The following is a 26,409-nucleotide window of genomic DNA, read 5'->3' as shown; positions in this document are numbered from 1 at the left end:
ATAGTCCAGTATGTACAAAAAACTATTGCTTTTATTCATCATTCTCACATTATTTTTTATTCCCGTTCTAGTAAGACAAGCGCCAGAGTTCAAACTGGTAGACCAACGAGAGGAGAAGTACTGCGATGTGCTGATCACAGTCATAGGTGTGGACGAGCCGATTCCGCTTGAAGAGTATGTGGTCGGAGTGGTAGCAGGTGAGATGCCTGCTGATTTTCATCCAGAAGCCCTGAAAGCGCAAGTCATTGCAGCCCGCACATATGCCGCCAGAAACACCGATAAAGGAATCAAGCCGATTGCTAAAGACGTCTCTGCGCAAGTTTACCGTACGGAAGCCGAACGTAAAGAGCGCTGGGGCAAGTCATTCAAGGACAATGAAAAGAAAGTTCGCCAAGCTGCGAAAGAGACGCAAGGCCAAATTATTGTGTACGGGGAAGAAATCATTTCCGCCATGTTCTTCTCTACATCTAATGGCAAAACGGAAGCCGCACAAAACTTCAGCGGCAATCCGGTCGAATATTTGCAGAGCGTTGAAAGTCCTGGTGAAGAAGAGGTAGCACCTACTGTGGAGCGCAAGCAAGAACTAACATTGACCGAGTGGAATCGGAAACTTGGTTTCAACTGGGGAGCCAATCAATTTCGCGAGCTGAAGCTTGTTCGTAATCAAACCGGACGTGTTCAGAAAATCATTTCAGGACAATATGAAGCGAGCGGACGGCAAATTCGAGAAAAACTACATTTGGCTTCAACCGATTTCAATATTGCGTATGACATCAACAATCAAATCGTCCATGTTACGACCGTTGGCTATGGCCATGGCGTCGGGATGAGTCAATACGGTGCAGAAGCCTTCGCACAAAAAGGATGGACTGCAGATCAAATTGTGTCGCACTATTATACAGGCACAAAAATCCAAAAAATAAATTTACCTGAAGACCGATGTTTAAAATCCTCGTAACTTGCAAAGAATGCAAGTGAGGTGATGAATATGCGAGAAGAAAAACCAAAGGCCCCTTCTCAGGAGAACAAGAAAACGAAGAACGGCTGGTTCTGGCCTGCCATTTATACGAGCGTAGCGCTTTTATTCATCGGCATGGTATGGGGATACACCGCATTGACGACGGAAGATTCTGTCCCGTCTGAAGTGGCAAAAGTAGATCAGCCAAAAGAAAGCGGTACGGTAGAAACAAACGCAACAAAAGAAACATTGAAGTATCCATTCGATGAAAGTAAAGTAGAGCAAGTCGCCATCTTACAGGAATTTTATGATGCAGAAGCAGACGAAGCAGTGCGTGAGAAAGCACTACTCGTATTCAACCAGACGTACGTCACCAGCAAAGGACTTTCCTTCGCAATGGATGGTGAACCATTCGAAGCCGTAGCGGCAATGAGTGGAACAGTCGAAGAAGTCATCGTGGATTCATTCAAAGGAACAGAAGTTAGATTGAAACACGCGGATGGTAAGACGACGATATACGGTTCATTAACAGGCGTACTCGTTAAAGAAGGCGACGTCGTCCAACAAGGACAAGTGCTTGCCACGACAACTCAGAATGAATGGAACCCTGAAGCAGGCGTCCACTTGCAATTTGAAATCCAGCAAGATGGCGTATCTGTAAACCCACACGATTTCCTAGCATTTTAATACGTATCACTCAAGCCATTCCAGCCCCCGGAATGGCTTTTTTCATATGTTGATACATGTTCGCATAGACTACATTAGTCAAAGGAGTGAATAGAGAAAGGAAGAGGGCGTGCACGAGCAAATTAGAAAACGCTGCGTACGACTGGGCAAGCTACTGATCGAGACCAACTTGACAGTGCGCGCGCTAGCCACTGCGACCGGCTACTCCAAAAGCACGGTCCACAAAGACTTGACCGAACGATTGCCAAATGTAGATCCATGCTTGTCACGGAAAGTCGCGGAAATTCTGGCCTACCACAAATCCATCCGCCACCTGCGCGGAGGAGAAGCCACCCGTCAAAAATGGAAAAATGAAACCGAAGCACAAAAAGCAGATGCCTAGCCACACTGAAAATGAAGCCGTAATATACTGTACCTATACAAACAGCCTAAAATTATGAAAAGCTATCCAGAGGAATGTATCTGGATAGCTTTTGTTTGATGGATTGTTTTTGGTGGGTGGTGGGTGGGCCGCTAAATGTGTTGTTTTACCCGCTCAATCGTGCGTGCTATCCGCTCTATGTAGGTCCGCGAGCGCTCAATGCGTTTCCTTACCCGCTCAATCCGACGCGCTATCCGCTCTATATATTTCCGCGAGCGCTCAATGTGTTTCCTTATCCGCTCAATCGGACGCGCCATTCGCTCTATGTAGGTCCGCGCGCGCTCAATGTGCTGCCTCACCCGCTCAATCGGACGCGCCACTCGCTCTATGTAGGTCCGCGCGCGCTCAATGCGTTTCCCCACCCGCTCAATCGCCCGCGCCATCCGCTCTATGTAGGTCCGCGCGCGCTCAATGCGTTTCCTCACCCGCTCAATCGCCCGCGCCACCCGCTCTATGTAGGTCCGCGCGCGCTCAATGCGTTTTCCTCACCCGCTCAATCGCCCGCGCCATCCGCTCTATATATTTCCGCGTGCGCTCAATGCGTTTCCTTACCCGCTCAATCCGACGCGCCATCCGCTCTATGTATGTCCGCGCGCGCTCAATGCGTTTCCCCACCCGCTCAATCGCCCGCGCCACCCGCTCAATCCATGTCCACGTCCGCTCAATGCATCACCCCACCCCCAAATCACCCACCCCCCAATCCAAAAACATGTATAATAAACACCAACCAAAGCAAACGGGAGGAATGCATCATGACGAAAAAATATATTCTGGCGCTTGATCAAGGTACGACGAGCTCACGTGCAATTTTATTCGATAAAAAGGGCAACATCTTCCACACGGCGCAACAGGAATTCACGCAGTATTTTCCGCAGTCTGGCTGGGTGGAGCATAATGCGGATGAAATTTGGAGCTCGATTCTTTCCGTCATCGCGGCGGTCATTTCTGAAAAAAACATCGCGGCCACGCAAATTGAAGCGATCGGTATTACCAATCAACGCGAAACGACCGTCGTCTGGGATCGGCATACTGGCGTCCCCGTCTACCATGCGATCGTATGGCAATCCCGCCAGACAGCTGACATTTGTGAAGAACTAAAAGCAGCTGGACATCATGATGTATTCCGTGCGAAAACGGGCTTACTGATCGATTCGTATTTCTCCGGGACGAAAGTGAAGTGGATATTGGACAACGTAGAAGGGGTCCGTGAAAAAGCGAACAATGGCGACTTGCTATTTGGCACTATCGATACGTGGATCATCTGGAAACTATCCGGCGGCGAAGCGCATGTAACCGACTACTCCAACGCATCGCGTACACTTATGTACAATATTCATGACCTGCAGTGGGATGAAGAACTACTCAATATTTTAGACATACCGAAAGCGATGCTACCAACCGTCTGCGAATCGTCTGAAATCTACACGCATACTGACACCAAGCACTTTTTCGGTCACGCAGCACCGATCGCGGGCATTGCGGGTGATCAGCAGGCGGCTTTATTCGGTCAGGCGTGCTTCGAAAGCGGCATGGTGAAGAACACGTATGGTACCGGTTGCTTCATGCTAATGAATACAGGAGATAAGGCCGTGACGTCTGAAAACGGTTTACTGACGACCATCGCTTGGGGAATCGATGGGAAAGTGGAGTACGCACTGGAAGGTAGTATTTTCGTTGCGGGTTCCGCGATTCAATGGCTGCGAGACGGACTGCGTATGTTCCGTAATGCGTCGGAAACCGAAAGCTATGCGAAGCGCGTCCAATCTACTGACGGTGTCTACGTTGTACCGGCATTTGTTGGACTCGGCACACCGTACTGGGATAGCGACGTCAAAGGTGCCGTATTCGGCTTGACACGCGGTACGACGAAGGAGCATTTCATACGGGCGACACTTGAATCACTCGCGTATCAAACGAAAGACGTGCTGGGTGCAATGGAAGCGGACTCTGGGATTTCATTGAAAACGTTACGGGTTGACGGGGGAGTAGTGAATAATAATTTCCTCATGCAATTCCAGGCAGATTTACTGAATGTGCCAGTCGAGCGTTCGACGATCAATGAAACGACGGCACTTGGTGCGGCCTATCTTGCGGGGCTAGCGGTAGGGTTTTGGAAAGATCGCAAGGAAATCGCAGAATACCGACGTCTCGACCGACCTTTTGAGCCTAATATGGAAGAAATTGTACGTGAAGATCTCTACAAAGGGTGGCAAAAAGCCATTCATGCAACGATTGCTTTCAAATAAATCACAAGCCGCCGCTAACTTGCTGGCGGTTTTTTGTTTTGGCGACTGTCCCCGAATACTGCCAAATAAAGTAGAAATATGATATAATAAACAGCTAATGAGTGTTATCAGACAGGACGTACGAGGAAGGGGTCGAGGTCACGATGTTTTCAAAAGATATTGGGATAGACTTGGGTACCGCCAATGTATTGATAGTTGTGAAAGACGACGGTCTCGTCATCAATGAGCCGGCTGTCATTGCGATCGATAAACGTACCGATGAACCTGTGGCCTTTGGTGTAGAGGCTTATCAAATGATTGGTCGTTCACCGGAACATATTCAGATCATACGTCCAATGAAAGCTGGGAACATTGCGGAATTCGAAATGGCCCGTGTGTTGATCAGGCACTTCCTTGAAAAAGCGCTAGGAAAGAGCCGGCGTATCAAACCTAACGTTACGATTTGCTGTAAAACGGATACGACGCGAGTGGAAAAAAGTGTGATCCGCCAAGTGGTGATGGGAGCCGGAGCCAGACAAGTCGTCATTGAGGAAGAATCGAAAGTGGCGGCGATTGGGACAGGTATGGATATATCTACGCCTTCAGGCAATATGATAGTCGATCTCGGTGCAGGCACGACAGATGCTTCCGTTCTTTCAATGGGAGAAATTGTCTCATTTGAGAAAACAAAAATCGGTGGACTTCATTTTGATCAGTGCATCATCCAACATATTCGAAAAAAACATCATGTGTATATAGGGGAAAAAACAGCAGAACAAGTAAAAATAAATATGGGTCTTGTGTTAACGGATGGAGAGAAACCGAACGCTATGAACGTACACGGTAGCGATCTCGCGACAGGTATTCCGAAAACAATTGAAGTGACGGCGGAAGAGATTCATCAGGCATTGCGTTTACCGATTAGTAAAATCGTGGAGACGACAAGGAATGCACTGGAAGAAACACTGCCGGAGCTCGCTGCGGATATTGCACAGCGTGGCATTCTGTTAATTGGTGGCGGCGCATTGCTACCGGGAATAGATACGTTATTATCCGAACATCTCCAAGTTCCGGTATTCATTGCAGAAAATGGGCTCACTTGTATTATAGATGGAACGGCCTTGCTCATGGAGTGGGATGGTAAAAGATCAACACGCATAATTTGACCTACCATCAGGCGGTAAGTAGTGTATACTAAAAACAACGATTATTCGACATGAATATGCAAAGGAGTGAAATGAAATGTTTCGTGGTTTTTATACAGTAGGATCAGGCATGATTGCACAGCAGCGCCGTACAGAAATGCTATCAAATAATATCGCGAACGCCAACACGCCAGGCTATAAGGCGGAGCAGTCGACGATTCGTGCATTCCCTGACATGTTGATGTCTCGCTTAGATTCGATGCGCGTGCCGACGGAAAAAGGCTTGAACTTTAGGAATCTATCCAAAGTAGGCGAACTGTCGACAGGTGTTTATATGCAAGAAACTTTGCCATTATTTGCGCAAGGACAGTTGCGTGAAACGGAACAGAAGACTGATATCGCATTAGTGGATGGACCGATGGAAGTAAATGAAGAGACAGGTGTTGCAGGAACCGTATTCTTCACGCTAGAAGGCGAGAACGGCGGTCAATTCTACACACGAAACGGCAATTTCACTGTCAATGCAGAAGGGTACCTAACCAATCCATCCGGCTTATACGTCCTTGACGATGCGGGCAATCGGATCGAACTGACAAGTGATGATATTCGCGTGACGGATTCAGGAGCGATCTTCGCAGGCGAAACGGAAGTCGCGACACTAGGTATTGCTTACTCTGACGGTCCGGACACTCTATCCAAACAAGATAACGGACTCTACACGACAATCGACGGAAATGCGTTACCAACTGGCGGTACGTACACGTTGCAACAAGGGTTTCTTGAAGATTCCAACGTCGATGCCGCGCGCTCGATGACGGATATGCTGACAGCCTACCGTGCCTTTGAAGCCAATCAAAAAATCCTGCAAGCCTATGACCGCAGTATGGAAAAAGCAGTCAATGAAGTAGGACGAGTCAATTAATGTCTACATATAGAAGCATGCGTAAAGGAAGTGACCTGTAATGATTCGCACAATGACCACAGCGACGAATACGATGAACCAACTGCAACACCGTCTCGACTTGATTGGCAACAATTTATCGAATGTCGGAACTCATGGATACAAGTCTTCGGCCGCTACATTCCAGGAACTTTTATTCCAACAAATCAATAACGACAAAGCCGATCAGGCCGAGCGCAGCTCAGATTTCGGAATTCGAATGGGCACCGGCGCGCACCTTGGTAGCCTGCAGATGAACTGGAAAGTAGGCTCTGTCCAACTAACGGACCGTCAGCTAGACTTTGCGTTAACGGAGCCGAAACAACATTTTAATTTAATACAGCCGACAGACGGCGGAGAAGAAATCATTTATTCACGTAAAGGAAATTTCTACTTATCACCGACTGCAAATGGCAATAATGCGCTAGTTAATGAAGAAGGACTCGCAGTAGCAGATAGCGCTGGCCGTCCAATCGTCATTTCAGGACAAGCGACCGATTATCAAATTCGTCCGAATGGTGTATTGCAAGTCACGACACCACAAGGAACGCAGGAATTTAATCTAGGTGTCACCGTCTTAGAAAAGCCTGATTCAATGGTTCAGCTTTCGGCAACCAGCTTTGGTTTGCCCACAGATCTAGCGGCAATCGGACTGACAGCAAATGATTTATTGACGGAATTGACAGGTGCTGGACGAAATCAGATTGGCTTACAAAATCAAGCGCTCGAAACTTCCAACGTAGAGTATGAAAAAGAAATGGCGGATTTAATCTCGACGCAACGTGCCTATCAATTCAATGCGCGTTCCGTAACCATGGCGGACCAGATGATGGGCTTAATTAACGGCATTCGCTAACGCGTGCAATAGGAGTACTTACTATGACAGAAAAAAATTTCAAAAAAATAACAGAACCACTCTCACCGGTGAAACCATTCGAGCCCTTGAAGACTCCGGAACCGACAGAAATGGAAGATCCGATTGAGCTTACGGAAATAGATCCGGTAGTTACATCTGGAATGGATGAAGTGGCCATAACGCTTGCAGAGCCTCCTACGATAGACGAAGAACTTCCGGAAGATATTCAGTCGATAACGGAGACCGAAGTGCTAGAAGAAGCTCCTGGTGCTTCAGAAGAGGTAGTAGAACAAACACCTCTAGTCGAAACGGAACCTGTAGAAAAACTACCTGCATCAGAACAAACGGACGCGACATTTTGGACGAAGATCAAGACAAAATGGTCACGTAAAGAACGTTCTAAAAAGGCTACAAAACCGATAAGCGAAATGCGCTGGGTTCAAGTGCGCATGATTCCCATCTGGCTGCGGCTACTACTGATACTGTTGTTGATTGTCTTAGCGGCCATAGCAGGTACAATGGTTGGTTTTAGTGTAATCGGTGACGGCTCAGCAGGCGATGTCTTCAAAAAAGAGACATGGCAGCATATTTTTGATATCATGAACGGTAAATAAGGAAAGAAACATCTGAATTCTTCAGAACCTCTGGAATAAAGGAGACAAATTTCATGCTAAACGCTCAACAAATACAAGAAATCATCCCGCATCGCTATCCATTCTTGCTCGTCGATCGCATCGAAGAACTCGAAGAAGGCAAGCGCGCAGTCGGGTTAAAAAATGTTTCAATTAATGAAGACTTCTTCAACGGCCACTTCCCGGGCTACCCGGTTATGCCAGGTGTCTTAATCGTGGAAGCGCTCGCCCAAGTAGGCGCGGTCGCTTTACTCAAAAAAGAAGAAAACAAAGGCCGTCTAGCGTTTTTTGCCGGCATCGACAACTGCCGTTTCAAGCGTCAAGTTATACCAGGCGACACGCTTCGTCTCGAAGTAGAAATTGTCCGCCTGCGTGGAACAATTGGTAAAGGAAAAGCCATCGCAACCGTCGAAGGCGAAGTGGCATGTGAAGCAGATATTACGTTCGCACTCGGACCCGTCCAAGAGCAATAACATCATGATGCCGTACTAAATATTGATATAATAATCATTGGAATGCCAGTATGGGCATACAGTGGGAGGGTATACTACAGCATGTTAAAAAAGCTTTCTCCAAATATTAAGAGCAGCATCACTCGTTCCATTTCTCAATCATTCGAACAATATATGAGTGAAATCGGCTGGTCTGCAGAAGAATATAACATCGAACAATTTTACGCGAACTGGCGGGAATACATTACGACCAAAGCACTTTGGTACGACAAGATTCCTGACGACGTCAAAGTAGATCCCGATTTCCATAAAGAGTTAGCGGAGCGCGTGGAGGAAGTACTAATTCGCATCCTCAACGATCCACCAACGGAAGAGCAGATCGCGCAAATTGAAATTTTACAACAAAATCTCGACACCTATTATGATTATGGCTGCAAAGCGGAAGCCGTATACGTTCAAAACGTATTGGAAACCACATCAGGTCATACGAATAATTAAAACGAATAGTTCTCTCCTTTCCGCACAAGCTATCGATGAACATACCAAAACGTATGGTTCACAGCTCGTAAAAAAGGAGGGAATTTTTTTATGATTAGAAAAGCTCTGCCCGTAGTTTTTGCTTCCGCACTCGTTCTAACCGCATGTAACACAAACAACGGTGCACTACCAAGCAATAACGAAACGCCGATGCAGGAGACGGAACGTAACAACACGCCTAACGGTGACGAACGCATGGGCCCAAATCTCGACGGTCTTGACGACAACAATGACCGTGGCATCATAAACGGCAACGGTGATGGCATCATGGAGGACACGCGCGAAAGTCTAGATCGAACCCGTGATGAAATGATCGATGACAACAACGATATCAATGGCGCTCGCGACGACAAAAATCTCGACGGCAACATGAACGGTAACGACGCGGCTCCAGACGGCGTATTGCGCGATGAAAATCGTAAAGTACGATGATTCCCACCTTTATAGAAACGGCCCTGCATATTGAATGCTTGGGCCGTTTTTATATGGGTTGTGTTCAATGCAAGTCTGCACGCGCTCAATGTGTTTCACCTGCTCAATGTCCCGCGCTATCCGCTCTATGTAGGTCCGCGAGCGCTCGATGTGCTGGTTTACTCGCTCTATCGCTCGCGCTGTTCGCTCTATGTAAGTCCGCGTGCGCTCGATGTGCTGGTTTACTCGCTCTATCGCTCGCGCTATTCGCTCTATGTAGGTCCGCGCGCGCTCAATATGCTGGCTTATCCGCTCAACGCGCGCTATCCGCTCTATGCAGGTCCGCGCGCGCTCAATATGTCATGTTACCCGCTCTATCGCTCGCGCTATTCGCTCTACATAAGTCCGCGCGCGCTCTATATGCTGGCTTATCCGCTCAATGAAGCGCGTTATCCGCTCTATGAGTCCGTACACCCGCTCTATATCCACCAAACACAAAAAAAGCCACCCAAAAAAGGGTAGCCCAACCATCACAACTTCGTCTTCTCATCCATCTCCATATCGCGCTTCAACTTCGGTCGATCCCACATGGCCGTTTGGAATTGCTCGAGCAACGCATCGCCCTCCAAACCTTCATCCAACAACTCCTCAAGCAGATATTCCGGATACTTCGAGCGGACGCGCTTCAGACGTCCTTTCATCAACACGGAAATCCGGTCACCAATCTGACGCCAGTTTTCCACCGCTACGTCGAACGAAGCGGGCTCATTACCAGGGTACGAAATGACAACGCGTACGGTCAGCAACGTCTCCTCGGCTTTCCACTTTTCCATAATATCCTTGTACTTGGCATCAATGAACAGCTCAAGCACCCACAAACGGTGACTGTTCTCCTGGTTGATGATAATGCCGTCAAACAGTGGAAATGCAAGCACGCCGCTCTCTTGAACCACTTCCACCGAAATCATCTTAAACGTCTTCAATCCCATCACCTCGGTACAATTTTCCCAAGTATAGCATAAAAATCTTAAAATACTCGAGAATTCAATAATGCCATTTACCTCGTTACATAGAAATCGCTTACTACCGCGAAAGTCTAAAAATCCCTTCGAATGAAAATTGAAAAACTACGCCGAAAATCGCATTAAAATTCAATTTTGCCACTTTGCCATAATGATCCCATGTAGATTACGATAAGGGCAGCACAAAGAAAGGAGGAACAAACTCGTGAACCAAGTGGCTTTAGTAGGGCGCATCACCAAAGACCTCGTATTAAAAGAACACTCGTCAGGACGTGTCAATACTACGTTCGCCCTCGCAGTCAATCGCAGCTTCAAAAACGCAAACGGGGAAATAGCAACCGACTTCGTGCCGTGCTCCGTCTGGGGACGATCCGCCGAAAACCTAGTCCGTCACTGCGGCAAAGGATCGCTCGTAGGCGTCAGTGGAAGCATTCAGACCCGGAACTACGAACGGGAAGACCGATCGAAAGTGTATATCATGGAAGTCATGTGCAACGACATCCGCTTTCTTTCGAAGTCATCCAAACCTCAACAGTCAGAAATGAAAACGCAGTCATCTACTGAGCCCGAACGTTTTGAAGAAGCGAAATCAACCGAAACGGCACTACCTATTTTCTAACAATATCTAAAATGAAAGGGGAAGTTACAAAGGCAGATCCGCCGTCACACATCCGTTGCTGATCAATTCCTGAAAAGAGATGGATGACACACAATTGAAGAGATATGAAAAAAGAGAAAATCACACGACACTACAAGCATATTCGCCAACTAGCATGACTCGGCAGAAGCAAGAGCGGGTGGGGACTCGATCCTCTGTGATGCCGGGAGTACATTCAGCATAGGAACTGAATCAATTTTACGCCAACTCATCCGTCGCCCGTTTTTGTCGGAGACCACTTCCACTTGGCGGGCTGACGGAATACATACCCGCTCATAGAAAGGATGAAGCCCACATGCACAGCACACCTACAGTCGCGCAGAAACAAGATATTCAGCGTCTCGAAGACCAGATTGGCCAGCTGATCCGCATTATTGCCAACCTGAACGAGCGCATCAATTACCTGGAAACGATCAAAACAAACCCCTTTCTCATTCCCTCCGATGTACAATGAACGCAAAAAGACCTGCATCACATTTCGATACAGGTCCCAGTGATTACTATGTTAATTAAACGTCAGCAAATCCTCGAGCTCTCGATCATTGAGCTCGGTCAACCATTGACTCGAATGAATCAAATCAGCTGACAACGCTGCTTTCTCGACGAGCATCTCGTCAATCTTTTCCTCGATCGTCCCAACCGTTACAAATTTATGCACATGCACGAATTTGGTTTGCCCGATACGGTACGCACGATCCGTTGCCTGGTTCTCCACAGCCGGATTCCACCAACGGTCTGCGGTGCAATACGTGATTCGCCTGCGTCAAATTTAAGCCGGTGCCCCCAGCTTTTAATGACAAGATGAATATCGGGAACTCTCCGTTTTGGAACGCCTCGACCAATGCATCACGTTGTCCTTTCGGCATACTACCCGTCAAGAATGGCACGTCAATCCCGTGTAGCTCGGACAAACACTGACGGATCATCTGCCCCATGCCAATATACTGCGTGAAGATCAAGCATTGCTCACCGTTCACCGCAATCTCCGCTGCCATCGAAACGATTCGCGCCATTTTATTGGATCGCTTCGTCAACTCGGCAGCAGGGGCTGGCGGTTCTTTCAGGAATAATGCCGGATGATTACATAATTGTTTTAAACGACTGAGCATCTTCAAAATCAAGCCTTTGCGCTCAAATCCTGTCAGAGTTTCGAGTTTGAATTTCGTCTCCGAAACAAAACTCTCATACAATGCCGCTTGCTCAGGAGTCAGTGGGACATATTCATTTTGCTCGAGCTTCTCAGGTAAGTTCAGACGCAATTCCGGATCATTTTTCGTCCGGCGCATCATGAAAGGCTGAATTCGAGCACGCAATTTCCGTTTCTCCGCTTCAAGATCATCACGCTCAATCGGCACGATGAATTCATCGTTAAATTTACGGAAGCTGCCGAGATATCCTTTATGAATGAAATCAAAAATGGCCCATAACTCCGATAAACGGTTCTCGATCGGTGTACCGGTCAATGCGATATGATGCACACCGCGTAACTTCCGGATCGCCCGTGACTGCTTCGTCTGCAAGTTCTTAATATTTTGTGCTTCGTCAATAGTTACATTCGCAAACTCATACATCGACAGCATCTCGCCATCTTGCGTGGCGGTACCATACGTCGTTAAAACGATATCCGCTTGACGCTTGCTCATAATATCCGCAAACTGTTCCTCACGCGCACGATTCGTCCCGTAATGTACATGTACCGTCAGAGAAGGTGCGAAACGTTCAAGCTCCTTCTGCCAGTTCCCCATAACACTTGTCGGGCAAATGATCAGCGAAGGGGAGTCGGTTTCGGGTAAATTATGCACATATAGCAAATACGTGATGAGCTGTACGGTTTTACCAAGTCCCATATCATCCGCCAGCACTGCACCGAATTTATTGTCGCGCATGAAATGGAGCCACTCGAAACCTTCTTGCTGATACGGACGCAACTCGGCATGCAATGTCCCAGGTACCGGAACGGGCGGCAAACCTTTCTTGTCATGCAGCATATTCATCACGTTACGCAAAGATTGCTGCATCGAAAATGCTACTAATGGATCGTCTTCTTCCTCTTCATCATAGACAGGCACAATTTCTTCCGGCACTTCATTGAACAGCAAATCCTTCACTGTCCATTCACCATCGTCTACTTGCTCCATCAACTCACGAATCCGTTTGAGCCATGCCGGATCCAAATGGAACCACTCATCGCCTGCGCGAATGTACTCGCGGTTCTCATCGACCATCTTCTGGAACTGATCCTTGTCGATCTTTTCCCCAGCAAGTGAAAACTGCCAATCAAACGACAACACTTGATCGAGACTCGCTGACGAACGATACGACTGCATACCGGCAGACGTCCGAATCTTCAACTTCGTCTCTGTCACGGTCTTTAACCAAGCCGGTAGTATAACCGGATAATCAAACGCCTGACATAGTGGCAGATCTTCCTGAATGAAAATCCGCACTTGCGCATCATTTAGCGGCACATGCATGAACTGCCGCGGTTCATACCATTCGACGGAACGGAAAATCCCGACCATTTCGGATTGACGCTCTTCAATATCCTCCGCGTACGGCTTACGTTTTGCAGGTAAAGCATTTTCGATCGATCCTGCTATTTTGCCGATCGCTGGCGACCACTGTGCACCGCGATCACTAATTAGAATCGTCTCAAGCAACCAATCCGTCTCATCGATATCCGGCTCCGTCAAACGAAGTGCTACGCGGAACGGTAACTTCGATTTTTCGGTATTCGGCCATCCATACTGCTGAAAGTGCGGCAACAAAGCAGGGAAGTCTGCCATCGAGACACCGAGCGTCGCCAACTGTCCACGCATCGCAAGCGAGATATACCGTCCCGCCTGCTCGGATAAATGGGTCTTGTCGAGATTAAACGACAATCCAGACTCACTCGCTTCAACATATGAAAACAGCGCAGGGTCTTTCCATAACGTCGCTGCTTCGCGAATGTCTGTAAGTATTTGTTGATCGTTAGAAGTCGCACCAGAGTATTGCACGTACGGATGGCTACCAGCCGAGAACAAGCGCAGCAATATATCAATTGATACATTGAGCCAATTATCACGCTGCTCCACCAACATGCCGTACATCGTAGGTTCATCCGAATAAAATAAATACGACACCAGCATATCCGCATCGATCTTGCGCGTTTCACCTGCGACGTTTGCAGACACGATGAACATACCATCTTGTCCTTCTTGTAATGTTAACTCTAATGAAAGTTGTAAGATGTTCGAATCGGTCATAGAAGTAGATTTCCTTTCTCCATCTCTTCCATCAGTGCACGCAGACGTGGAAATTGCTCGCGGACTGTATGGACATAGCGGTTCCAAAATTCATTGCGGCCATCGCGCTTCGCAGCCGTCTTCATTTGCTTCCATAAACGCACTGCACGGCGATAGCTATCTCGATTTTTCTCTTTGACTAATTTCAAAGCTTCAGCATGCATGAGAGGGAACACCGCTTGCGAATCTTCCGCAAGTGCTGTTTTCATCGCCGAACTGTCGATCATGTCGACTGACCCGCGAGTCAAATGCATAAGCGCAGCCCATTCAGCATAACGATTGCGCTCGAATAAAAACTTGCCATACGCACGACTGGCTTCCGGTCCATACGATTGAAATAGTTGGTCGCGCTGTTCTTCTGAAACATCGGACAGCGCCAGCAACTCGTCGATATCTTCGGCAAAAGCCGAACGGTTACGCGTCGCAAGTTGCTGATAATGCTCGGCTAAATGAGGAAGCAATTGCAGCATAATCGACTGCACGATATCAAAATCCTCATCTTCTTTCGCATAGAGCGCAAATGCCAACCACTGGGGAACAGCGGTAGCATCTAGAGTATTCAGTTCCTCATCGAGCTCGTCAAAACGTCCCGACGTCAAATAAAGAAATGCACGGAATAATGGCGCGTCTGCTGCCGTTTCCATTTGCAGGCGTTCAATCTCCTCTGTCAATTCGGCTTCATCGGAATACAGCTCAGTATAGACAAGACGGAACGCTTCAAAACGCTTCGAGAATAAACCATCTTCGTCCATTGCGAACGAATGAATCAAATCTTTGAGCTTCGTGTGAAAGGCGTCCGTCTCAAATAGACGTGATTTCGAACTCAACTGTTTGATGCTAGCTTTCATTTCGGACATCTGCTCATTAAGCCAAATCGTCAGCTGCCATTTGCCGTAATGATAGGAATCGTTCGCCGATAGTTCGTTTTTAAGGAAAGGCCATGCTGCTCGCAATAAGGTTAGTTGATAATACAGCGAAAAGAGCGGCTTCCATTCCCATTCAAAAGGAGAAAGCCGCGTCTTCTGGTGTTCAATTTTGGAAGCGTAATGCAAGAATCCAGTCGGTCCGTCACTCGCATTCAACTCGCTAAGCGGCTTCACTAATACGGATAATGCGTTTAACCAAGCTTCCGGTGTTCGTTCATTGATCGACAATTGTGTCTGCACAGTTCCTGACTGGCGCCACGTATTCAGCCAATCGGACAATGAATGAAACTGCGAGTACAAATGAAAGACGACCGAGATCTGATGCGCACACCAGTCTCCGTCGGCACATGTGCAGTACGGCTCCATCGTCATGAAAGAAAGACGTGCGAATTCCGACTCTGTACCCGAAATATTTGCCATTAAGGATTTCTCGGTTTCGGTGTAGCGATACGCACCGATTGCGTTCATACGTACAAGTGAAGCGGCTTTGCGTATTATTTCCGCCTGTGCAGGGTCAGACGGCTGAAATGTATGTTTAATATGATTCATGAATTCTTCAATTTGTGAGTCGTGCATATTTGCGATTCGTTCAATAGTGATGGCCACCGAATCCACTCCTTACTTAAGCATTCCTCCTATTATACCGTTTTTATTGGTCCTTTACCACAACTTGAGGAGCAGAAAAACAATCAGTTTTCATTTACCTGTTTGATTTTCGAATAACTGCATGAAGTTCAACATGCCTGATAGCAACAACTGGCGGTTTTCGTAGTCCAATGAATTTGCCCGTAAAATAAATTCTTTCAACAGTGGTTCGTTTTCAATTAGCGGGCCGTACTGCGTTAGAAACCCTTTTTCGTATGTGGCGGTACTGTCGAGTGTCTGGCTCGAAAAAGGACGCACTGTCTTTAACGGTTTGTCCAGAATCATGGCAAGTAATACATCATCCGGTATGTTATAGATTTTCTTAATGAGCGGCACCAAATCAATCGGGAAAACTCGTTCACTCGATTCGTATCTAGACATTGTCGCACCATCGACTCCAAGATCCTCAGCCATTTGTTTTTGTGAAATATGTAAATACTCATCGCGGTATTCTCGTAATTGTGTTCCAAAACTCATTTTCATCACCCGTTTTTCTCGCCATCGTATAAGAAAATAATCCTGTATTTCGTGAAATTGTCATTTAGGCAATGCAAATTGACAAAATAGCAACTTCGAGGCTTTTCTACAATATTGTGAGAAGATTGTGGTAAAAAAGAGAAAGTAGGCGAAAGCGATAGAAAAAGTGCAGTTGATTTTACACTTTCCCCAATTGCGGCACCGTTTACAAAAGGCGGAACCCGTTAGCACAAGTGAACCACGTTTCTTCGAATCTCTCGAACAGTACTCCGAAAAATCCGTCCATGATCCAAATGGGAAAGTTTCATATTTATATAATGTCATGCATGAGGAGATGGTATTCGAACAAGTCATCATCTCGTACGCAAATAGCCAAATGATTTTTTCTTACGAGAAAACGAATGTCGATGCAAGCGAACAATTACTGGAACAATTGAAAGAAAGAAACATCGAGTATCAGCCGGTGTCCAAAACTTTTCTAGTGGGGCGTGATGAATAACCCAAAAGGCAGCGTGATTCACCGCTATGACCGTTTTCTGAAAAATTCTCTTGGTATATTAGATGGTTTCCGACTCATATCATGCACAAAATCCTCTTCGATGTGATATATTAATAATAATCGGAAAATTCAAATTAATGAAGAGGAGGGGGAAGAAATGCTAGTCATACAGCGGATCAAGCCATTTTTCACCAGTAAAGAAGAATTTAACTTACGCCTTGTATTCGCTTATCAATATTTCTCTATTAAGCGAAATGACGAGGTGTTCCAGTTTATCCCCGCAGAAGGGAAGGAAATCGTTGTAAATACGAAAAGTTTGCAGATTGAAAACTTAGGAGAAGTATTCGTCTTTCAGCGAGGTAACAGATTTATACGAATCCCACTTTATCAATTATTACTAGTTTCCGATTTACATTTGCATTTGTCGACTATACTCGAAGGAGCGATGGAATTGGAAGGCCATCTACAGGAAGAGTACATGCGTGAAGCGGACGGTTTGGTGGAGAAGTTGGAGCAAGATAATTGGGAACGAATGGTAGATTATGCACTAGAAACGAAAAACCAGCTCTTGTTCAAGGAGTTGATGGAAGGACTGCGAGTGATTTGATCATCACACTAAAACGATAAAAACACCTCAATTGGAAGCACATCTATGTGCGTCGACGTTGAGGTGTTTTTATGTGCGTTGTGTTATGCGTTTTCTCATAATGTAAGGAAATGGAGCGCCACTACGAATAGTCCCGATCCGCCCAGGCCTAGTGCAAAGTCCTGCCATGTAAACTCAATCGTTTTGTCCAAGTTCATCGCTCATCACTCCTTTATGTAATAAGAGCCATCTGACCCTATTACTTCCTATTATATCCTATTTCTTTAGATTAAAAACATTCAGACAATTAAATGAATCTTATGAACTAGGGGATTTTTAAGTGGTTAAGGGATGACGGGGTGTTGGGGTAGGGATTTGCGCTTCGGAGGGGACGCGTTCTGGAGGGCGTGCGGTGAACCACACCGCTCCGCTTTGCTTCGCCGGGTGTTTCACCTGTCACGCTGATCCTCCCAGAGTCGCCCCTCCTACGCGCAAATCCCTTGCAATGTGTGTGGGTGATAGTTATTGCAGTCGTTGAAGTTAGATTTTTAATTGAATTTGAATTGAACTAGAACTTGAACTATGTTCATAGGCAACACTAGTTCACCCACTATTTCCAGTGAGTCATCTACATACATCCACCATAAAAGTAGGATTGGAGCGGAAGATGGGGGCGACTCTGGGAGGATCAGCGCGAGTTCGAGACCCCGCAGGGAGCGTAGCGGACGAGGAGGCTCGGGCCGCGCCCTCCAGAAAGCGTCCCCCATCTGCAGCGGAAATCCCATGCACTACACATCTTCGCTCTCTATTTTTCTTCAACGACACTACCAATTTCCTCAACAATACAAGACATTCGTTGCAAATTCGTCATTTTTTGATAAAGTAAGAGAGATAGAAACTGATATAATCAGTCGAATAAGTTGGAGGCAAAGGAGAAGTACATATGTATTCTACTTACGGTTACTGGCGTTCACTAGTTTATCCTGACCGACTTGCTGTTGATATTGGGCAAGGAACTGTCACTGGATTCAAACGCCGTGTGTTTAGCGTATTCATCTTGGGCATCATCCTGTTCGTCCTCCGCGATATGTGGGGCATGAACACGGGGACGATGACGTATCTCTTGGCGAACGGTTCGCTCGATGAATTCACCATCGGCCGCATCACCGCATTAGTCGGCGCCATACTCTGGGCCATCATCTACATGTCGTTTCATTTTTGGGGTGTCGCATGGATCTTAAGCATGCTGACGAAAATTCCATTTAAGCCATTGCTGAAGTTACAGCTAGTGGTCACGGGATTATTACTAATCGAAAAACTCATCAATTTCCTGATCTTCGCGGTTGCTGGAAAAACAGCAGCGGTTTCGATTCTTTCATTCGGACCCCTCGCGGTAACGTTCCTGGATAATTGGTATATCATTCTTTTCGTCAATCAATTGACGATTATCTCTGCATTGATCGTGGCGGTTCAGTATCGCTTCATCAGCTTCTCGAAAGTGGAAACGTCACTTGTCGGTGGAGAAGTTATAGAGCATAAAGGTATTCGCAAGCATGCGTTGTGGATGTTGATCGCATTGCATGTGGTCTTTGCATTGATCACTGCGGCAGTCGGCTTTGCTCCGATCGAAAAAATGTTGAACTTGTTAATGATTGGGGGACTATAAGATGAAAGTACAAAACATCATCGTGACGGTCCTCGTAACAGCGTTCCTAGCATTGAACACGTATTTGGTGTTTGCTGAAAAAAGTGTCATCCCGAAAGCGCAGTACGTCAGTGAGTACGAACGGTTATCTGCGGATGATTACAAGAAAGAGCTCGATAAAGAAGGATTCATTTCACCGAAAGATTTGCATACTATCTACCTAAAAGACGACCAGACAATTGAATCATGGCTCGTTCAAGAAGGAGAGACAGTGGATTTTGGAACGGAACTCGCTTCATTGAAAGTGGATCACATCGATTCCAAACGCAATGAATTAGAATCCGAACTGACCGCGTTGCAAAATCAGTCGTCTTCGATTTCACAAACGATCAGTAATTTGGAGTATGAACAGTCCTCAGCGGGCGGTTCGAAAAACGACAGTGATTATTATGATACGAACGACGAGAAAAAAGTGCGTGTCAATTTGAATGTGGGCATTGAAGTGAGAGAAGACGGAGCGTTTGCGCAAGCGATTGCGGCAGCAGAACGGGATCTCGCAGAAGTGCAACGGAAAACGGAAATAGTCGAATCACAGCTCGCAGAATTGCCGAATGAATCCGCGTTGACGAGTCCAGTAAGCGGCTATGTCGTCGCAATCAAACGCGATAGCGAGTCACCGTCGATCGATATTTACAGCACCGACCAAACGATTGTCACGTATGTACTCGACAATGAATGGTCACACGTGGAAACGGGCGCACCGGTAACGATCCAGCATGACTCGATTCACACACCGTTCACACCGAAAGTCGATCCAAATCAACAACCTGAATCTATGGAAGATGGAGTTGGCAGTGGAAAAGGTAAATCAGTCGCGTCTCTATCTGCTGACGGAGTACCACCGAGTACCGTACCTTACTACGATCCGAAAACGGAAATCGATGGGACGGATTCGGAATCACCAGCTGTGAATTCGAACGCTCCTGAAGAAAACTTCGACGGCACTTCCGGCAACCCGGACGGTTCGCTCGACCAACCGGACACACCGGTATCTTCACCGGACAAGAGCATCGATAGTTCGAACAATAATAATTCAGGTACGGAAAACAAACCGAACACGGAGACACCGCCATCCACAAGCACTCCGAATACGGATAGCACAACCAATCCCGATACAACACCTGAAGCAACACCGAATCCAGATGATACAACAAATCCGGACGGAACGATTTCTAATCCAGAAGTCAATGATTCACCTGAAGGTAAGCCTGAATTAACGAATAAAGAAAAGAAACTCGCTGAAATCCAGGAACGTATCGCGCCAGACTATCCAAATGACATCTCCACGATTAACGGAGTCGTCGTATCGGTATCCAAAGTTCCTGCGAAAGAGGACGAATGGCTAGAAGCGTATAAAGCACTTGGCAACACACAAAAAGACAATCCACTAGCTTATTACGAAGTACGCGTTGCACCGTACGACGAGCAAATGGACTTGCCATTCGGCACGAACGTCAACACATTCATTCAAACGAATGAAGCCAACCAAGTGGTCAGCGTCAAAACGAACTGGCTGACAGATAAATACCAAAACAGTGCAAAAGTTTGGACGCTAGACACCAATGGACGAGCAGTCCAAAATACCGTCGAAGCGCCATTCACTTCACTCGATCGAACAGTCCTCACAACGGGCGTCGAACCAGGAGTGATCGCACTACACAACGATGATCTAGACAGCAGCCTCGAGCACCAAGCCGTCTTCCACCCACTTCCACTGTATTTACCGGAATGGGAAAAGTGGAAAACTACGCCTTGGCAAAACTATGTACGGTATTTGATTAAACGATAAAAAACTGCCCTTCATTGGGCAGTTTTTTTCGTGGTGGCGCTCTATGAAAGTACTTAGTCGCTCTATCTTCCTGCGTAACCGCTCTATATCCACGCTAAAACGCTCAATGTCCACGCACAAAAGCTCTATAAGGCCATTTGTCCGCTCTATTGCGACCGACAAGCGCTCTATCCAGCCAATCAAGCGCTCATACGCCTTATTACATTCTGAAATAAGGCAAGGCAGGGCCGCGCCGCTCATACTATCTGGTTAAGCGCTCTATCGCCTTGGCTAACCGATCAATGTCTACGCTCGAGCGCTCTATCCATCCATCTCTCCGCTCTATCACGGCCGACAAGCGCTCTATCCAACCCATCAAGCGCTCATATGTCTTGTTACATTCTGAAATAAGGCAAGGCAGAGCCGCGCCGCTCATACTATCTGTTTAAGCGCTCAATCGCCTTGGCTAACCGATCAATGTCTACCCTCGAGCGCTCTATCCGTCCATCCCTCCGCTCTATCACGGCCGACAAGCGCTCTATCTAGCCACTCAAGCGCTCATACGACTTATTACATTATGAAATAAGGCAAGGCAGGGCCGCGCCGCTCATACTATCTGTTTAAGCGCTCTATCGTCTTGGCTAACCGATCACTGTCTACGCTCGAGCGCTCTATCCGTCCAGCTATCCGCTCTATCACGGTCGACAAGCGCTCTATCAAGCCCATCAAGCGCTCATAACCCGTAACATCCACATGACTAAAGACATATTTTTAAACAAAATTAAAGCATATCTCACTTTTTAACCCCGCAAAATTGAATTCTCCCTAACAAATCCATCGCAAAATTCAATTTCACCCCCGAAAAACTACTCGAAATCGAATTTCTCCTAATACTTCCCAATTCCTAACCCTCTTGCTACAATGTATATACGCCACAACAACCCATACTAGGAGGTGAAACCATATACTCTACAAAACTCGCACAATCCCCAAACTGATCCTCGGCCAACAGGCGCTTCTAAAACGCTTACCAGTTAATCACGACAAGTATGAAAAAATCCGAACTGACTTTTACAATGGCAAAGCCGGCTACGGTGGGGAGAGGGAATTCGACTACCAATTACGAGACTTCATCCCGCCGTATCCGCACGCAATCCTTCACGACATTTTCCTGAAACACGAGCATGCCTATTTCCAAATTGATTCTATTTTGATTACCCCGAGCGTCATTATCCTGTTCGAAATCAAGAACATCGCAGGTAAACTACACATTAAGCAAAATCCGACCCAATTTATCCGTGAATCAATTAACGGAGAACGCACCGTTCTGAGAAGCCCAATCGAGGAAATGGAACGCAAAAAACACTACTTCGCTAGCTGGCTGCGAGCGCGTCACATCGACATCCCGCTCGTCGACTACATCGTCTTCGCCTACCAAAACGAACTCACCATTGAAAACACATCGTCCCACCGGCTCGTATTTTCCTATGAAATCCCGAACCGCCTTAGGAACATGGAAATGAAGGATGTAATTTTGAGTGCAAATCAGATCAAGAAATTGGCGAATGAACTTCTAAACACACACCGCCACTATGATCCATTTCCGCTAATCGAAAAATATGCACTTTCCATAAAAGATCTGGCAACCGGTGTCGCGTGCCCGAATTGCGAACAACTGACGATGGTGTGGCGGACTCGAAGTTGGCAGTGCCGAGCGTGTGGCCATATCGACCGCCATGCCCATCATGCCACGCTAGCGGAATGGTACTGCATCGGCGGCGCGCAACTCACCAACCGGCAATTTCGCCACTTTACCAATATCCACTCCCGCCACGTAGCGAAACGAATGCTAGCCAACCCCTTCACCGAAATGTCCGGCAAAAAGCGCAACGCCATCTACCAACTCTCCCCGCAACTTCTCAAAACGGAAAATCAAAATTTGTAAAAGCAACCAAACCAGCGCATAAGCTCTTCATGCGCTGGTTTCTTAATGAAATCGAATAACGCGCCCGCTCAATGTTTCGAGCTATCCGCTCAATCTTCACGGGCCGCCGCTCTATAAACCTCGTGCAGCGCTCAATCTGCCCCAATAACCGCTCAATCAAGCTAATGCCCCGCTCTATGTAGTCCAATATCCGCTCATACCCACAGTCGAACTACGCATAAGAAGTTCCCTGCTACCCAAAAATTCTGCGTGCTCAATGTTTCGTGCTATCCGCTCAATCTCCATGCTCAACTGCTCTATCTACCTCGTTCAGCGCTCTATCTGCCCCAATAACTGCTCAATCGAGCCAATGCTCCGCTCTATGTAGACCAATACCCGCTCTATCCCCAAGGCCGAACCGCCCATAAGAAGTTCCCTGCTACCCAAAACCTCTGCACGCTCAATGTTTCGAACTATCCGATCAATCCTCACGCGCAACCGCTCTATAAACCCCGTGCAGCGCTCGATCTGCCCCAATAACCGCTCAATCCAGCCAGTGCTCCGCTCTATATAGACCAATATCCGCCCAATCCTCACCACTCAACCGCCCATAATCTCCCATAATCCACCCCCAACCCCGAAAAAACAAAATGATCTAACAAATTTCAACAATACCTCTACCAAAGCACAGGCCAAATCCCGTATACTCTAACAAAAGGGGGACGTTTATATGAATCTATCTCGCGACAAAAAAATATTCTTAAGTACTATGGCGATGGCCGTGGCGGTGTCTGCGGTGGGAGTATCGGTACCGGTGCCGGTGGAAGCTGCGAAACCGAAGGCGTTTAAGGATGTGCCGGAGAAACATTATGCTTACGATGCGGTCATGTATATGGCGGCCAATGAAATTATCAAAGGTTATGCCGACAATACGTATCGTCTGAATAAACCGGTCACGCGGGCTCAGGCGGCTAAGATGATCGCGGTTTCTATTGGGGCGAAACCGAGCCATGCATATAAAATGGACTTCAAAGATGTAACGAAGGACAACGGGTCGTATGATCATATTCGTGCGTTGACGCAGCGAGGGCTGTTCAAGAATGCGGATCAATTTAATCCGAATAAACCACTAACACGCGGACAGATGGCGAAACTACTAGTCCTTGGCTACCATATTGTCACGGACGACAATGATTTCATTATCTTTGATGATGTCCAGAAGAGCAGTGGGGCATATGCATACATTATTACGATTGCCGAACTCAATATCACCACGACGCGTCCGGGTGGGAAGTTTAATCCGAATGAACCTGTTACACGGGGCCAAATGGCAGCTTTCTTGTACCGCACGATGCAATTCGATGAAAATCGCAAAAATGGTCTGATTACATATGATAATCAAAAGAAAGGCTATGTCGATCAAGATCAAAAATTGATTAAGCCGAACCCTGATAATCAGAAGCCAGCACCTGAAAAGCCAAAACCAGTACCACCGAAACCGGCACCGGCACCGCCAAAGCCAGCACCGGTACCGCCAGCATCAAAACCGGAGCCACCGAAGCCTGCACCTGTACCGCCAAAACCTGAACCTGAACAGCCTTCATTAGCGGCACAGGTGATTATCAACGTGAACGTTAAACGACAAAATTCTAAAATTGGCAATCTACGAGCGGATCCAGCACTTAACCGAATTGCTAGCGCAAGAGCGGAAGACTTGGCGAAGCTCGGGGAACTATCGCATATCACGCCGACGTATGGCACAGCTGTAGAGATGCTTGAGAAATTTGATTATAAATGGACGGCATATGGTGAAAACATTGGAGCTGGTTTTCATGATGCGCTTGAAATTACGAACGCCTGGTTAGCGTCTCCTGCGCATAAGGAAAATCTATTAAGCCCAATATTTACGCATATGGGAGCAGGCACGGCACCCGATTCAAATGGTAAAATCTATTGGGTTACACTATATTCGAAAAAATAACTATAGGTAGCCGCTTAACCGCTGGCGTATAGGGTATAGTGGAAACATACATACTTTTACCAACCCCACCGAATAAAGGAGGAAGCGCAATGAAACAAACCCTTATTGCAGTAGTAGCTGTTTTCGCTTGGCTCTGCTTAACACCCGCCACCGAAGCCGCGACTCTTGACGAAGTGAAAGAAATTGTTGAATTGTACTATTATGGCGAGAAGCCTACGAATCTTCATAATGCGAGAAACGTTACAGAAGTCGTACGTCAGCTCGATGAATACTCGGTGTACATGACGCCCGCTGAATATAGTGACTATCTCAATCAATACGCAAGCGCTAAAGCACCGGCACAAGTCGCTACTCTTGCGGCGCCGCACAATCCGGACAATGTGAGTTCGAATATGATGTACGGAAATGTCGGATATTTGAAAATCAAGGCATTCTCTGCGCATTTACAAGAAGACGTCAATGCTCATTGGTCACGTTTGAAAGCGGCGGGAGCGAAGAGATTGATTCTTGATTTACGTTTTAACGGTGGTGGCTACGTAGACAGCGCCGAACAATTACTAGGCTTCTTCCCGAGAGTAAAAGAAGCGTATAAACTGCAAACGCGCATGGGGACACAGGCAGGCAAAGTCGTCCCAGCGAAAAATCAATTCCCGGTAGACACGTACGTACTGGTCAACCGATACTCGGCTTCCGCTTCTGAAATTGTGGCAGTCAGCCTCAAAGACCAAAGCGCGGCGAACATAGTAGGGGAGACGACAAAAGGAAAAGGTAGCGTTCAGTCGTTATTTGAATTAGAAAACGGCGGCGCACTGAAACTCACGACGGGTCACTATACAGGACCTAAAGGAACACCGGTGCAACATATAGGCGTCGAGCCGAATATTAAAATGAAATCAGGCACGGAGCACGCAGGCATGCACAAACGCCTTGTCACGTCTGACTTGGCCGCGCGAGGCTACCAGTTTACCAAAGGACCAACAGGCGTAGCGCAGTCAAAAGTGTTCAACGTCGAGTTCACGCAGAAAATGAACTTTGGGCCAGCGAAAGATTTCAATAAGATGGAACTTGTGAAGTTTGGAAGCGTCTCTATACAAACGGCTAAAAAGGCTAGTAATGATAAAACGATGACGATTCAGCCAGCGAAACCTATGGCGCTTGGAGCGGAGTATATGCTCATTGTTCACCCGGGCATAGCAGGGGCTAACGGGTTGAGTGTGGTGAAAGGGACGTATACGCCTTTTACTGTGCAAGCACGGGCGCTGGTACGAGCTAAATAAATTGGTGATGAGGAAGAGAAGTTGGTATACTGTATAGATGGAGTAGGGGTGGGGGCAACGTGGATCGACGCTGCAGGCGGACGCTTTCCCATGGGCTCGGCTTGAGCCGCTTCCTACGCTTCGCTTCGTCCAGGGTCTCAAGGCTTTCGCTGATCCATCGGGAAGAGCCGTTACGAAGAACGGCTTTTGCGAGTAAAAGCGCAGCGTTAGGAGCACATCTTTGCACTCGCCGCCTTCCGCTTACGATCCACTGTGTTTCTTTCTGGAGATTGTGCGGAAGTGCCAAAACAAAAGTACTAATTATTATATAATCTATCTATATAGAACAAAGGATGAAGAGATTCATCCTTTCTCTTTGAATTTAAATATGTTGGGCTCTTGAATTCTAAA

At 47.0% G+C, this 26,409-nt stretch carries 26 protein-coding genes; 21 read left to right on the top strand and 5 right to left on the bottom strand.

The annotated features are described in order from the left end of the window. The first annotated feature begins 127 nt into the window (after nucleotides 1–127). The 12 genes from spoIID to CSV60_RS15785 all read left to right on the top strand — a co-directional run bounded on the left by spoIID (nucleotide 128) and on the right by CSV60_RS15785 (nucleotide 9,786). Nucleotides 128–958 carry a stage II sporulation protein D gene (gene spoIID / locus CSV60_RS12650; RefSeq protein ID WP_233189622.1) on the top strand — a complete coding sequence of 277 codons (831 nt, stop codon included), beginning with the start codon at nucleotides 128–130 and terminating at the stop codon, nucleotides 956–958. Between the two features lie 30 nt (nucleotides 959–988). Next, a complete protein-coding gene (locus CSV60_RS12645; protein WP_199175288.1) occupies nucleotides 989–1,645 on the top strand; it encodes a M23 family metallopeptidase in 657 nt (218 codons plus the stop codon). A 109-nt stretch (nucleotides 1,646–1,754) separates the two neighbouring features. After that, on the top strand, nucleotides 1,755–2,027 hold the full coding sequence (locus CSV60_RS12640) for a sporulation transcriptional regulator SpoIIID (protein ID WP_029053436.1): 273 nt from the start codon (nucleotides 1,755–1,757) through the stop codon (nucleotides 2,025–2,027). Between the two features lie 791 nt (nucleotides 2,028–2,818). After that, a complete protein-coding gene (glpK, locus tag CSV60_RS12635) occupies nucleotides 2,819–4,312 on the top strand; it encodes a glycerol kinase GlpK (protein WP_099637242.1) in 1,494 nt (497 codons plus the stop codon). 143 nt (nucleotides 4,313–4,455) lie between these two features. Then, nucleotides 4,456–5,457 carry a rod shape-determining protein gene (mreB, locus tag CSV60_RS12630; protein WP_099637241.1) on the top strand — a complete coding sequence of 334 codons (1,002 nt, stop codon included), beginning with the start codon at nucleotides 4,456–4,458 and terminating at the stop codon, nucleotides 5,455–5,457. Nucleotides 5,458–5,533: 76 nt separating this feature from the next. After that, the gene (locus CSV60_RS12625) at nucleotides 5,534–6,358 is read left to right on the top strand and encodes a flagellar hook-basal body protein (RefSeq protein ID WP_099631267.1); all 825 of its coding nucleotides are present in this window, start codon (nucleotides 5,534–5,536) and stop codon (nucleotides 6,356–6,358) included. A 40-nt stretch (nucleotides 6,359–6,398) separates the two neighbouring features. Next, the gene (locus CSV60_RS12620; protein ID WP_099637240.1) at nucleotides 6,399–7,232 is read left to right on the top strand and encodes a flagellar hook-basal body protein; all 834 of its coding nucleotides are present in this window, start codon (nucleotides 6,399–6,401) and stop codon (nucleotides 7,230–7,232) included. A 23-nt stretch (nucleotides 7,233–7,255) separates the two neighbouring features. Further along, nucleotides 7,256–7,846 (top strand): DNA-directed RNA polymerase subunit beta, encoded by a 591-nt coding sequence (locus CSV60_RS16070; protein ID WP_233189621.1) that lies wholly within the window; start codon nucleotides 7,256–7,258, stop codon nucleotides 7,844–7,846. A 53-nt stretch (nucleotides 7,847–7,899) separates the two neighbouring features. Further along, nucleotides 7,900–8,337, top strand: coding sequence for a 3-hydroxyacyl-ACP dehydratase FabZ (fabZ, locus tag CSV60_RS12610; protein WP_099631269.1), 438 nt, complete (start codon nucleotides 7,900–7,902; stop codon nucleotides 8,335–8,337). A gap of 81 nt (nucleotides 8,338–8,418) precedes the next feature. After that, the gene (locus CSV60_RS12605; RefSeq protein ID WP_233189620.1) at nucleotides 8,419–8,814 is read left to right on the top strand and encodes a hypothetical protein; all 396 of its coding nucleotides are present in this window, start codon (nucleotides 8,419–8,421) and stop codon (nucleotides 8,812–8,814) included. Between the two features lie 90 nt (nucleotides 8,815–8,904). Then, the gene (locus CSV60_RS12600; RefSeq protein WP_099637239.1) at nucleotides 8,905–9,285 is read left to right on the top strand and encodes a hypothetical protein; all 381 of its coding nucleotides are present in this window, start codon (nucleotides 8,905–8,907) and stop codon (nucleotides 9,283–9,285) included. Between the two features lie 30 nt (nucleotides 9,286–9,315). Then, entirely contained in the window at nucleotides 9,316–9,786 is a 471-nt protein-coding gene (locus CSV60_RS15785; RefSeq protein WP_143565345.1) for a hypothetical protein, read from the top strand. Nucleotides 9,787–9,794: 8 nt separating this feature from the next. Here the strand turns inward: CSV60_RS15785 and CSV60_RS12595 are convergent, their stop codons facing one another. After that, nucleotides 9,795–10,247: a YwpF family protein gene (locus tag CSV60_RS12595; protein WP_099631272.1), complete on the bottom strand. Its 453-nt coding sequence runs from the start codon at nucleotides 10,245–10,247 to the stop codon at nucleotides 9,795–9,797. Between the two features lie 244 nt (nucleotides 10,248–10,491). On the opposite strand from CSV60_RS12595, the gene CSV60_RS12590 reads away from it, so the two are divergent. Together CSV60_RS12590 and CSV60_RS15885 are read left to right on the top strand one after the other, a co-directional pair. Then, nucleotides 10,492–10,905: a single-stranded DNA-binding protein gene (locus tag CSV60_RS12590; RefSeq protein ID WP_099637238.1), complete on the top strand. Its 414-nt coding sequence runs from the start codon at nucleotides 10,492–10,494 to the stop codon at nucleotides 10,903–10,905. Nucleotides 10,906–11,239: 334 nt separating this feature from the next. Next, complete coding sequence (locus tag CSV60_RS15885) at nucleotides 11,240–11,398, top strand: hypothetical protein (RefSeq protein WP_158232908.1); 159 nt, start codon at nucleotides 11,240–11,242, stop codon at nucleotides 11,396–11,398. Nucleotides 11,399–11,449: 51 nt separating this feature from the next. On the opposite strand, the gene CSV60_RS16065 is transcribed toward CSV60_RS15885, so the two are convergent. From CSV60_RS16065 to CSV60_RS12575, 4 genes are all read right to left on the bottom strand, one after another. Then, the gene (locus CSV60_RS16065) at nucleotides 11,450–11,659 is read right to left on the bottom strand and encodes a DEAD/DEAH box helicase (protein WP_233189619.1); all 210 of its coding nucleotides are present in this window, start codon (nucleotides 11,657–11,659) and stop codon (nucleotides 11,450–11,452) included. Next, the gene (locus tag CSV60_RS12585) at nucleotides 11,595–14,192 is read right to left on the bottom strand and encodes a DEAD/DEAH box helicase (protein WP_233189618.1); all 2,598 of its coding nucleotides are present in this window, start codon (nucleotides 14,190–14,192) and stop codon (nucleotides 11,595–11,597) included. The genes CSV60_RS16065 and CSV60_RS12585 overlap by 65 nt, the downstream gene beginning before the upstream one ends. Further along, nucleotides 14,189–15,763, bottom strand: a complete 1,575-nt coding sequence (locus tag CSV60_RS12580) for a hypothetical protein (protein ID WP_099637237.1) — start codon at nucleotides 15,761–15,763, stop codon at nucleotides 14,189–14,191. The genes CSV60_RS12585 and CSV60_RS12580 overlap by 4 nt, the downstream gene beginning before the upstream one ends. Nucleotides 15,764–15,853: 90 nt before the next feature. Then, on the bottom strand, nucleotides 15,854–16,279 hold the full coding sequence (locus CSV60_RS12575) for a helix-turn-helix domain-containing protein (protein ID WP_099637236.1): 426 nt from the start codon (nucleotides 16,277–16,279) through the stop codon (nucleotides 15,854–15,856). A 166-nt stretch (nucleotides 16,280–16,445) separates the two neighbouring features. Between CSV60_RS12575 and CSV60_RS12570 the strand changes: the two genes are divergently transcribed. From CSV60_RS12570 to CSV60_RS12535, 7 genes are all read left to right on the top strand, one after another. Next, nucleotides 16,446–16,778 carry a hypothetical protein gene (locus CSV60_RS12570; protein WP_099637235.1) on the top strand — a complete coding sequence of 111 codons (333 nt, stop codon included), beginning with the start codon at nucleotides 16,446–16,448 and terminating at the stop codon, nucleotides 16,776–16,778. 157 nt (nucleotides 16,779–16,935) lie between these two features. After that, nucleotides 16,936–17,385: a transcriptional regulator gene (locus CSV60_RS12565; RefSeq protein WP_099637234.1), complete on the top strand. Its 450-nt coding sequence runs from the start codon at nucleotides 16,936–16,938 to the stop codon at nucleotides 17,383–17,385. Between the two features lie 922 nt (nucleotides 17,386–18,307). Beyond that, nucleotides 18,308–19,030 (top strand): hypothetical protein, encoded by a 723-nt coding sequence (locus tag CSV60_RS12555; RefSeq protein WP_099637232.1) that lies wholly within the window; start codon nucleotides 18,308–18,310, stop codon nucleotides 19,028–19,030. A gap of 1 nt (nucleotide 19,031) precedes the next feature. Next, nucleotides 19,032–20,858, top strand: coding sequence for a mucin-associated surface protein (locus tag CSV60_RS12550; RefSeq protein ID WP_099637231.1), 1,827 nt, complete (start codon nucleotides 19,032–19,034; stop codon nucleotides 20,856–20,858). A gap of 943 nt (nucleotides 20,859–21,801) precedes the next feature. Next, nucleotides 21,802–22,782: a nuclease-related domain-containing protein gene (locus CSV60_RS12545; RefSeq protein ID WP_099637230.1), complete on the top strand. Its 981-nt coding sequence runs from the start codon at nucleotides 21,802–21,804 to the stop codon at nucleotides 22,780–22,782. A gap of 709 nt (nucleotides 22,783–23,491) precedes the next feature. Then, nucleotides 23,492–24,742 carry a CAP and S-layer homology domain-containing protein gene (locus CSV60_RS12540; protein ID WP_099637229.1) on the top strand — a complete coding sequence of 417 codons (1,251 nt, stop codon included), beginning with the start codon at nucleotides 23,492–23,494 and terminating at the stop codon, nucleotides 24,740–24,742. 89 nt (nucleotides 24,743–24,831) lie between these two features. Next, nucleotides 24,832–26,019, top strand: coding sequence for a S41 family peptidase (locus CSV60_RS12535; protein WP_099637228.1), 1,188 nt, complete (start codon nucleotides 24,832–24,834; stop codon nucleotides 26,017–26,019). The last annotated feature ends 390 nt before the right edge of the window (nucleotides 26,020–26,409 follow it).

It is taken from the genome of Sporosarcina sp. P7, assembly GCF_002743425.1.
Taxonomy (GTDB): Bacteria; Bacillota; Bacilli; order Bacillales_A; family Planococcaceae; genus Sporosarcina.
Note: the sequence above shows the minus strand (reverse complement) of the source record. Positions and strands in the feature narration are given on the sequence as shown.

What these genes read in the sequence shown, in the direction of transcription:
- CSV60_RS12645 (WP_199175288.1), top strand. Translation starts at nt 989, where the DNA reads ATGCGAGAAGAAAAACCAAAGGCCCCTTCTCAGGAGAACAAGAAAACG.
- glpK (WP_099637242.1), top strand. Translation starts at nt 2,819, where the DNA reads ATGACGAAAAAATATATTCTGGCGCTTGATCAAGGTACGACGAGCTCA.
- mreB (WP_099637241.1), top strand. Translation starts at nt 4,456, where the DNA reads ATGTTTTCAAAAGATATTGGGATAGACTTGGGTACCGCCAATGTATTG.
- CSV60_RS12625 (WP_099631267.1), top strand. Translation starts at nt 5,534, where the DNA reads ATGTTTCGTGGTTTTTATACAGTAGGATCAGGCATGATTGCACAGCAG.
- CSV60_RS12620 (WP_099637240.1), top strand. Translation starts at nt 6,399, where the DNA reads ATGATTCGCACAATGACCACAGCGACGAATACGATGAACCAACTGCAA.
- CSV60_RS16070 (WP_233189621.1), top strand. Translation starts at nt 7,256, where the DNA reads ATGACAGAAAAAAATTTCAAAAAAATAACAGAACCACTCTCACCGGTG.
- fabZ (WP_099631269.1), top strand. Translation starts at nt 7,900, where the DNA reads ATGCTAAACGCTCAACAAATACAAGAAATCATCCCGCATCGCTATCCA.
- CSV60_RS12605 (WP_233189620.1), top strand. Translation starts at nt 8,419, where the DNA reads ATGTTAAAAAAGCTTTCTCCAAATATTAAGAGCAGCATCACTCGTTCC.
- CSV60_RS12600 (WP_099637239.1), top strand. Translation starts at nt 8,905, where the DNA reads ATGATTAGAAAAGCTCTGCCCGTAGTTTTTGCTTCCGCACTCGTTCTA.
- CSV60_RS15885 (WP_158232908.1), top strand. Translation starts at nt 11,240, where the DNA reads ATGCACAGCACACCTACAGTCGCGCAGAAACAAGATATTCAGCGTCTC.
- CSV60_RS12585 (WP_233189618.1), bottom strand. Translation starts at nt 14,192, where the DNA reads ATGACCGATTCGAACATCTTACAACTTTCATTAGAGTTAACATTACAA.
- CSV60_RS12575 (WP_099637236.1), bottom strand. Translation starts at nt 16,279, where the DNA reads ATGAGTTTTGGAACACAATTACGAGAATACCGCGATGAGTATTTACAT.
- CSV60_RS12565 (WP_099637234.1), top strand. Translation starts at nt 16,936, where the DNA reads ATGCTAGTCATACAGCGGATCAAGCCATTTTTCACCAGTAAAGAAGAA.
- CSV60_RS12555 (WP_099637232.1), top strand. Translation starts at nt 18,308, where the DNA reads ATGTATTCTACTTACGGTTACTGGCGTTCACTAGTTTATCCTGACCGA.
- CSV60_RS12550 (WP_099637231.1), top strand. Translation starts at nt 19,032, where the DNA reads ATGAAAGTACAAAACATCATCGTGACGGTCCTCGTAACAGCGTTCCTA.
- CSV60_RS12540 (WP_099637229.1), top strand. Translation starts at nt 23,492, where the DNA reads ATGAATCTATCTCGCGACAAAAAAATATTCTTAAGTACTATGGCGATG.
- CSV60_RS12535 (WP_099637228.1), top strand. Translation starts at nt 24,832, where the DNA reads ATGAAACAAACCCTTATTGCAGTAGTAGCTGTTTTCGCTTGGCTCTGC.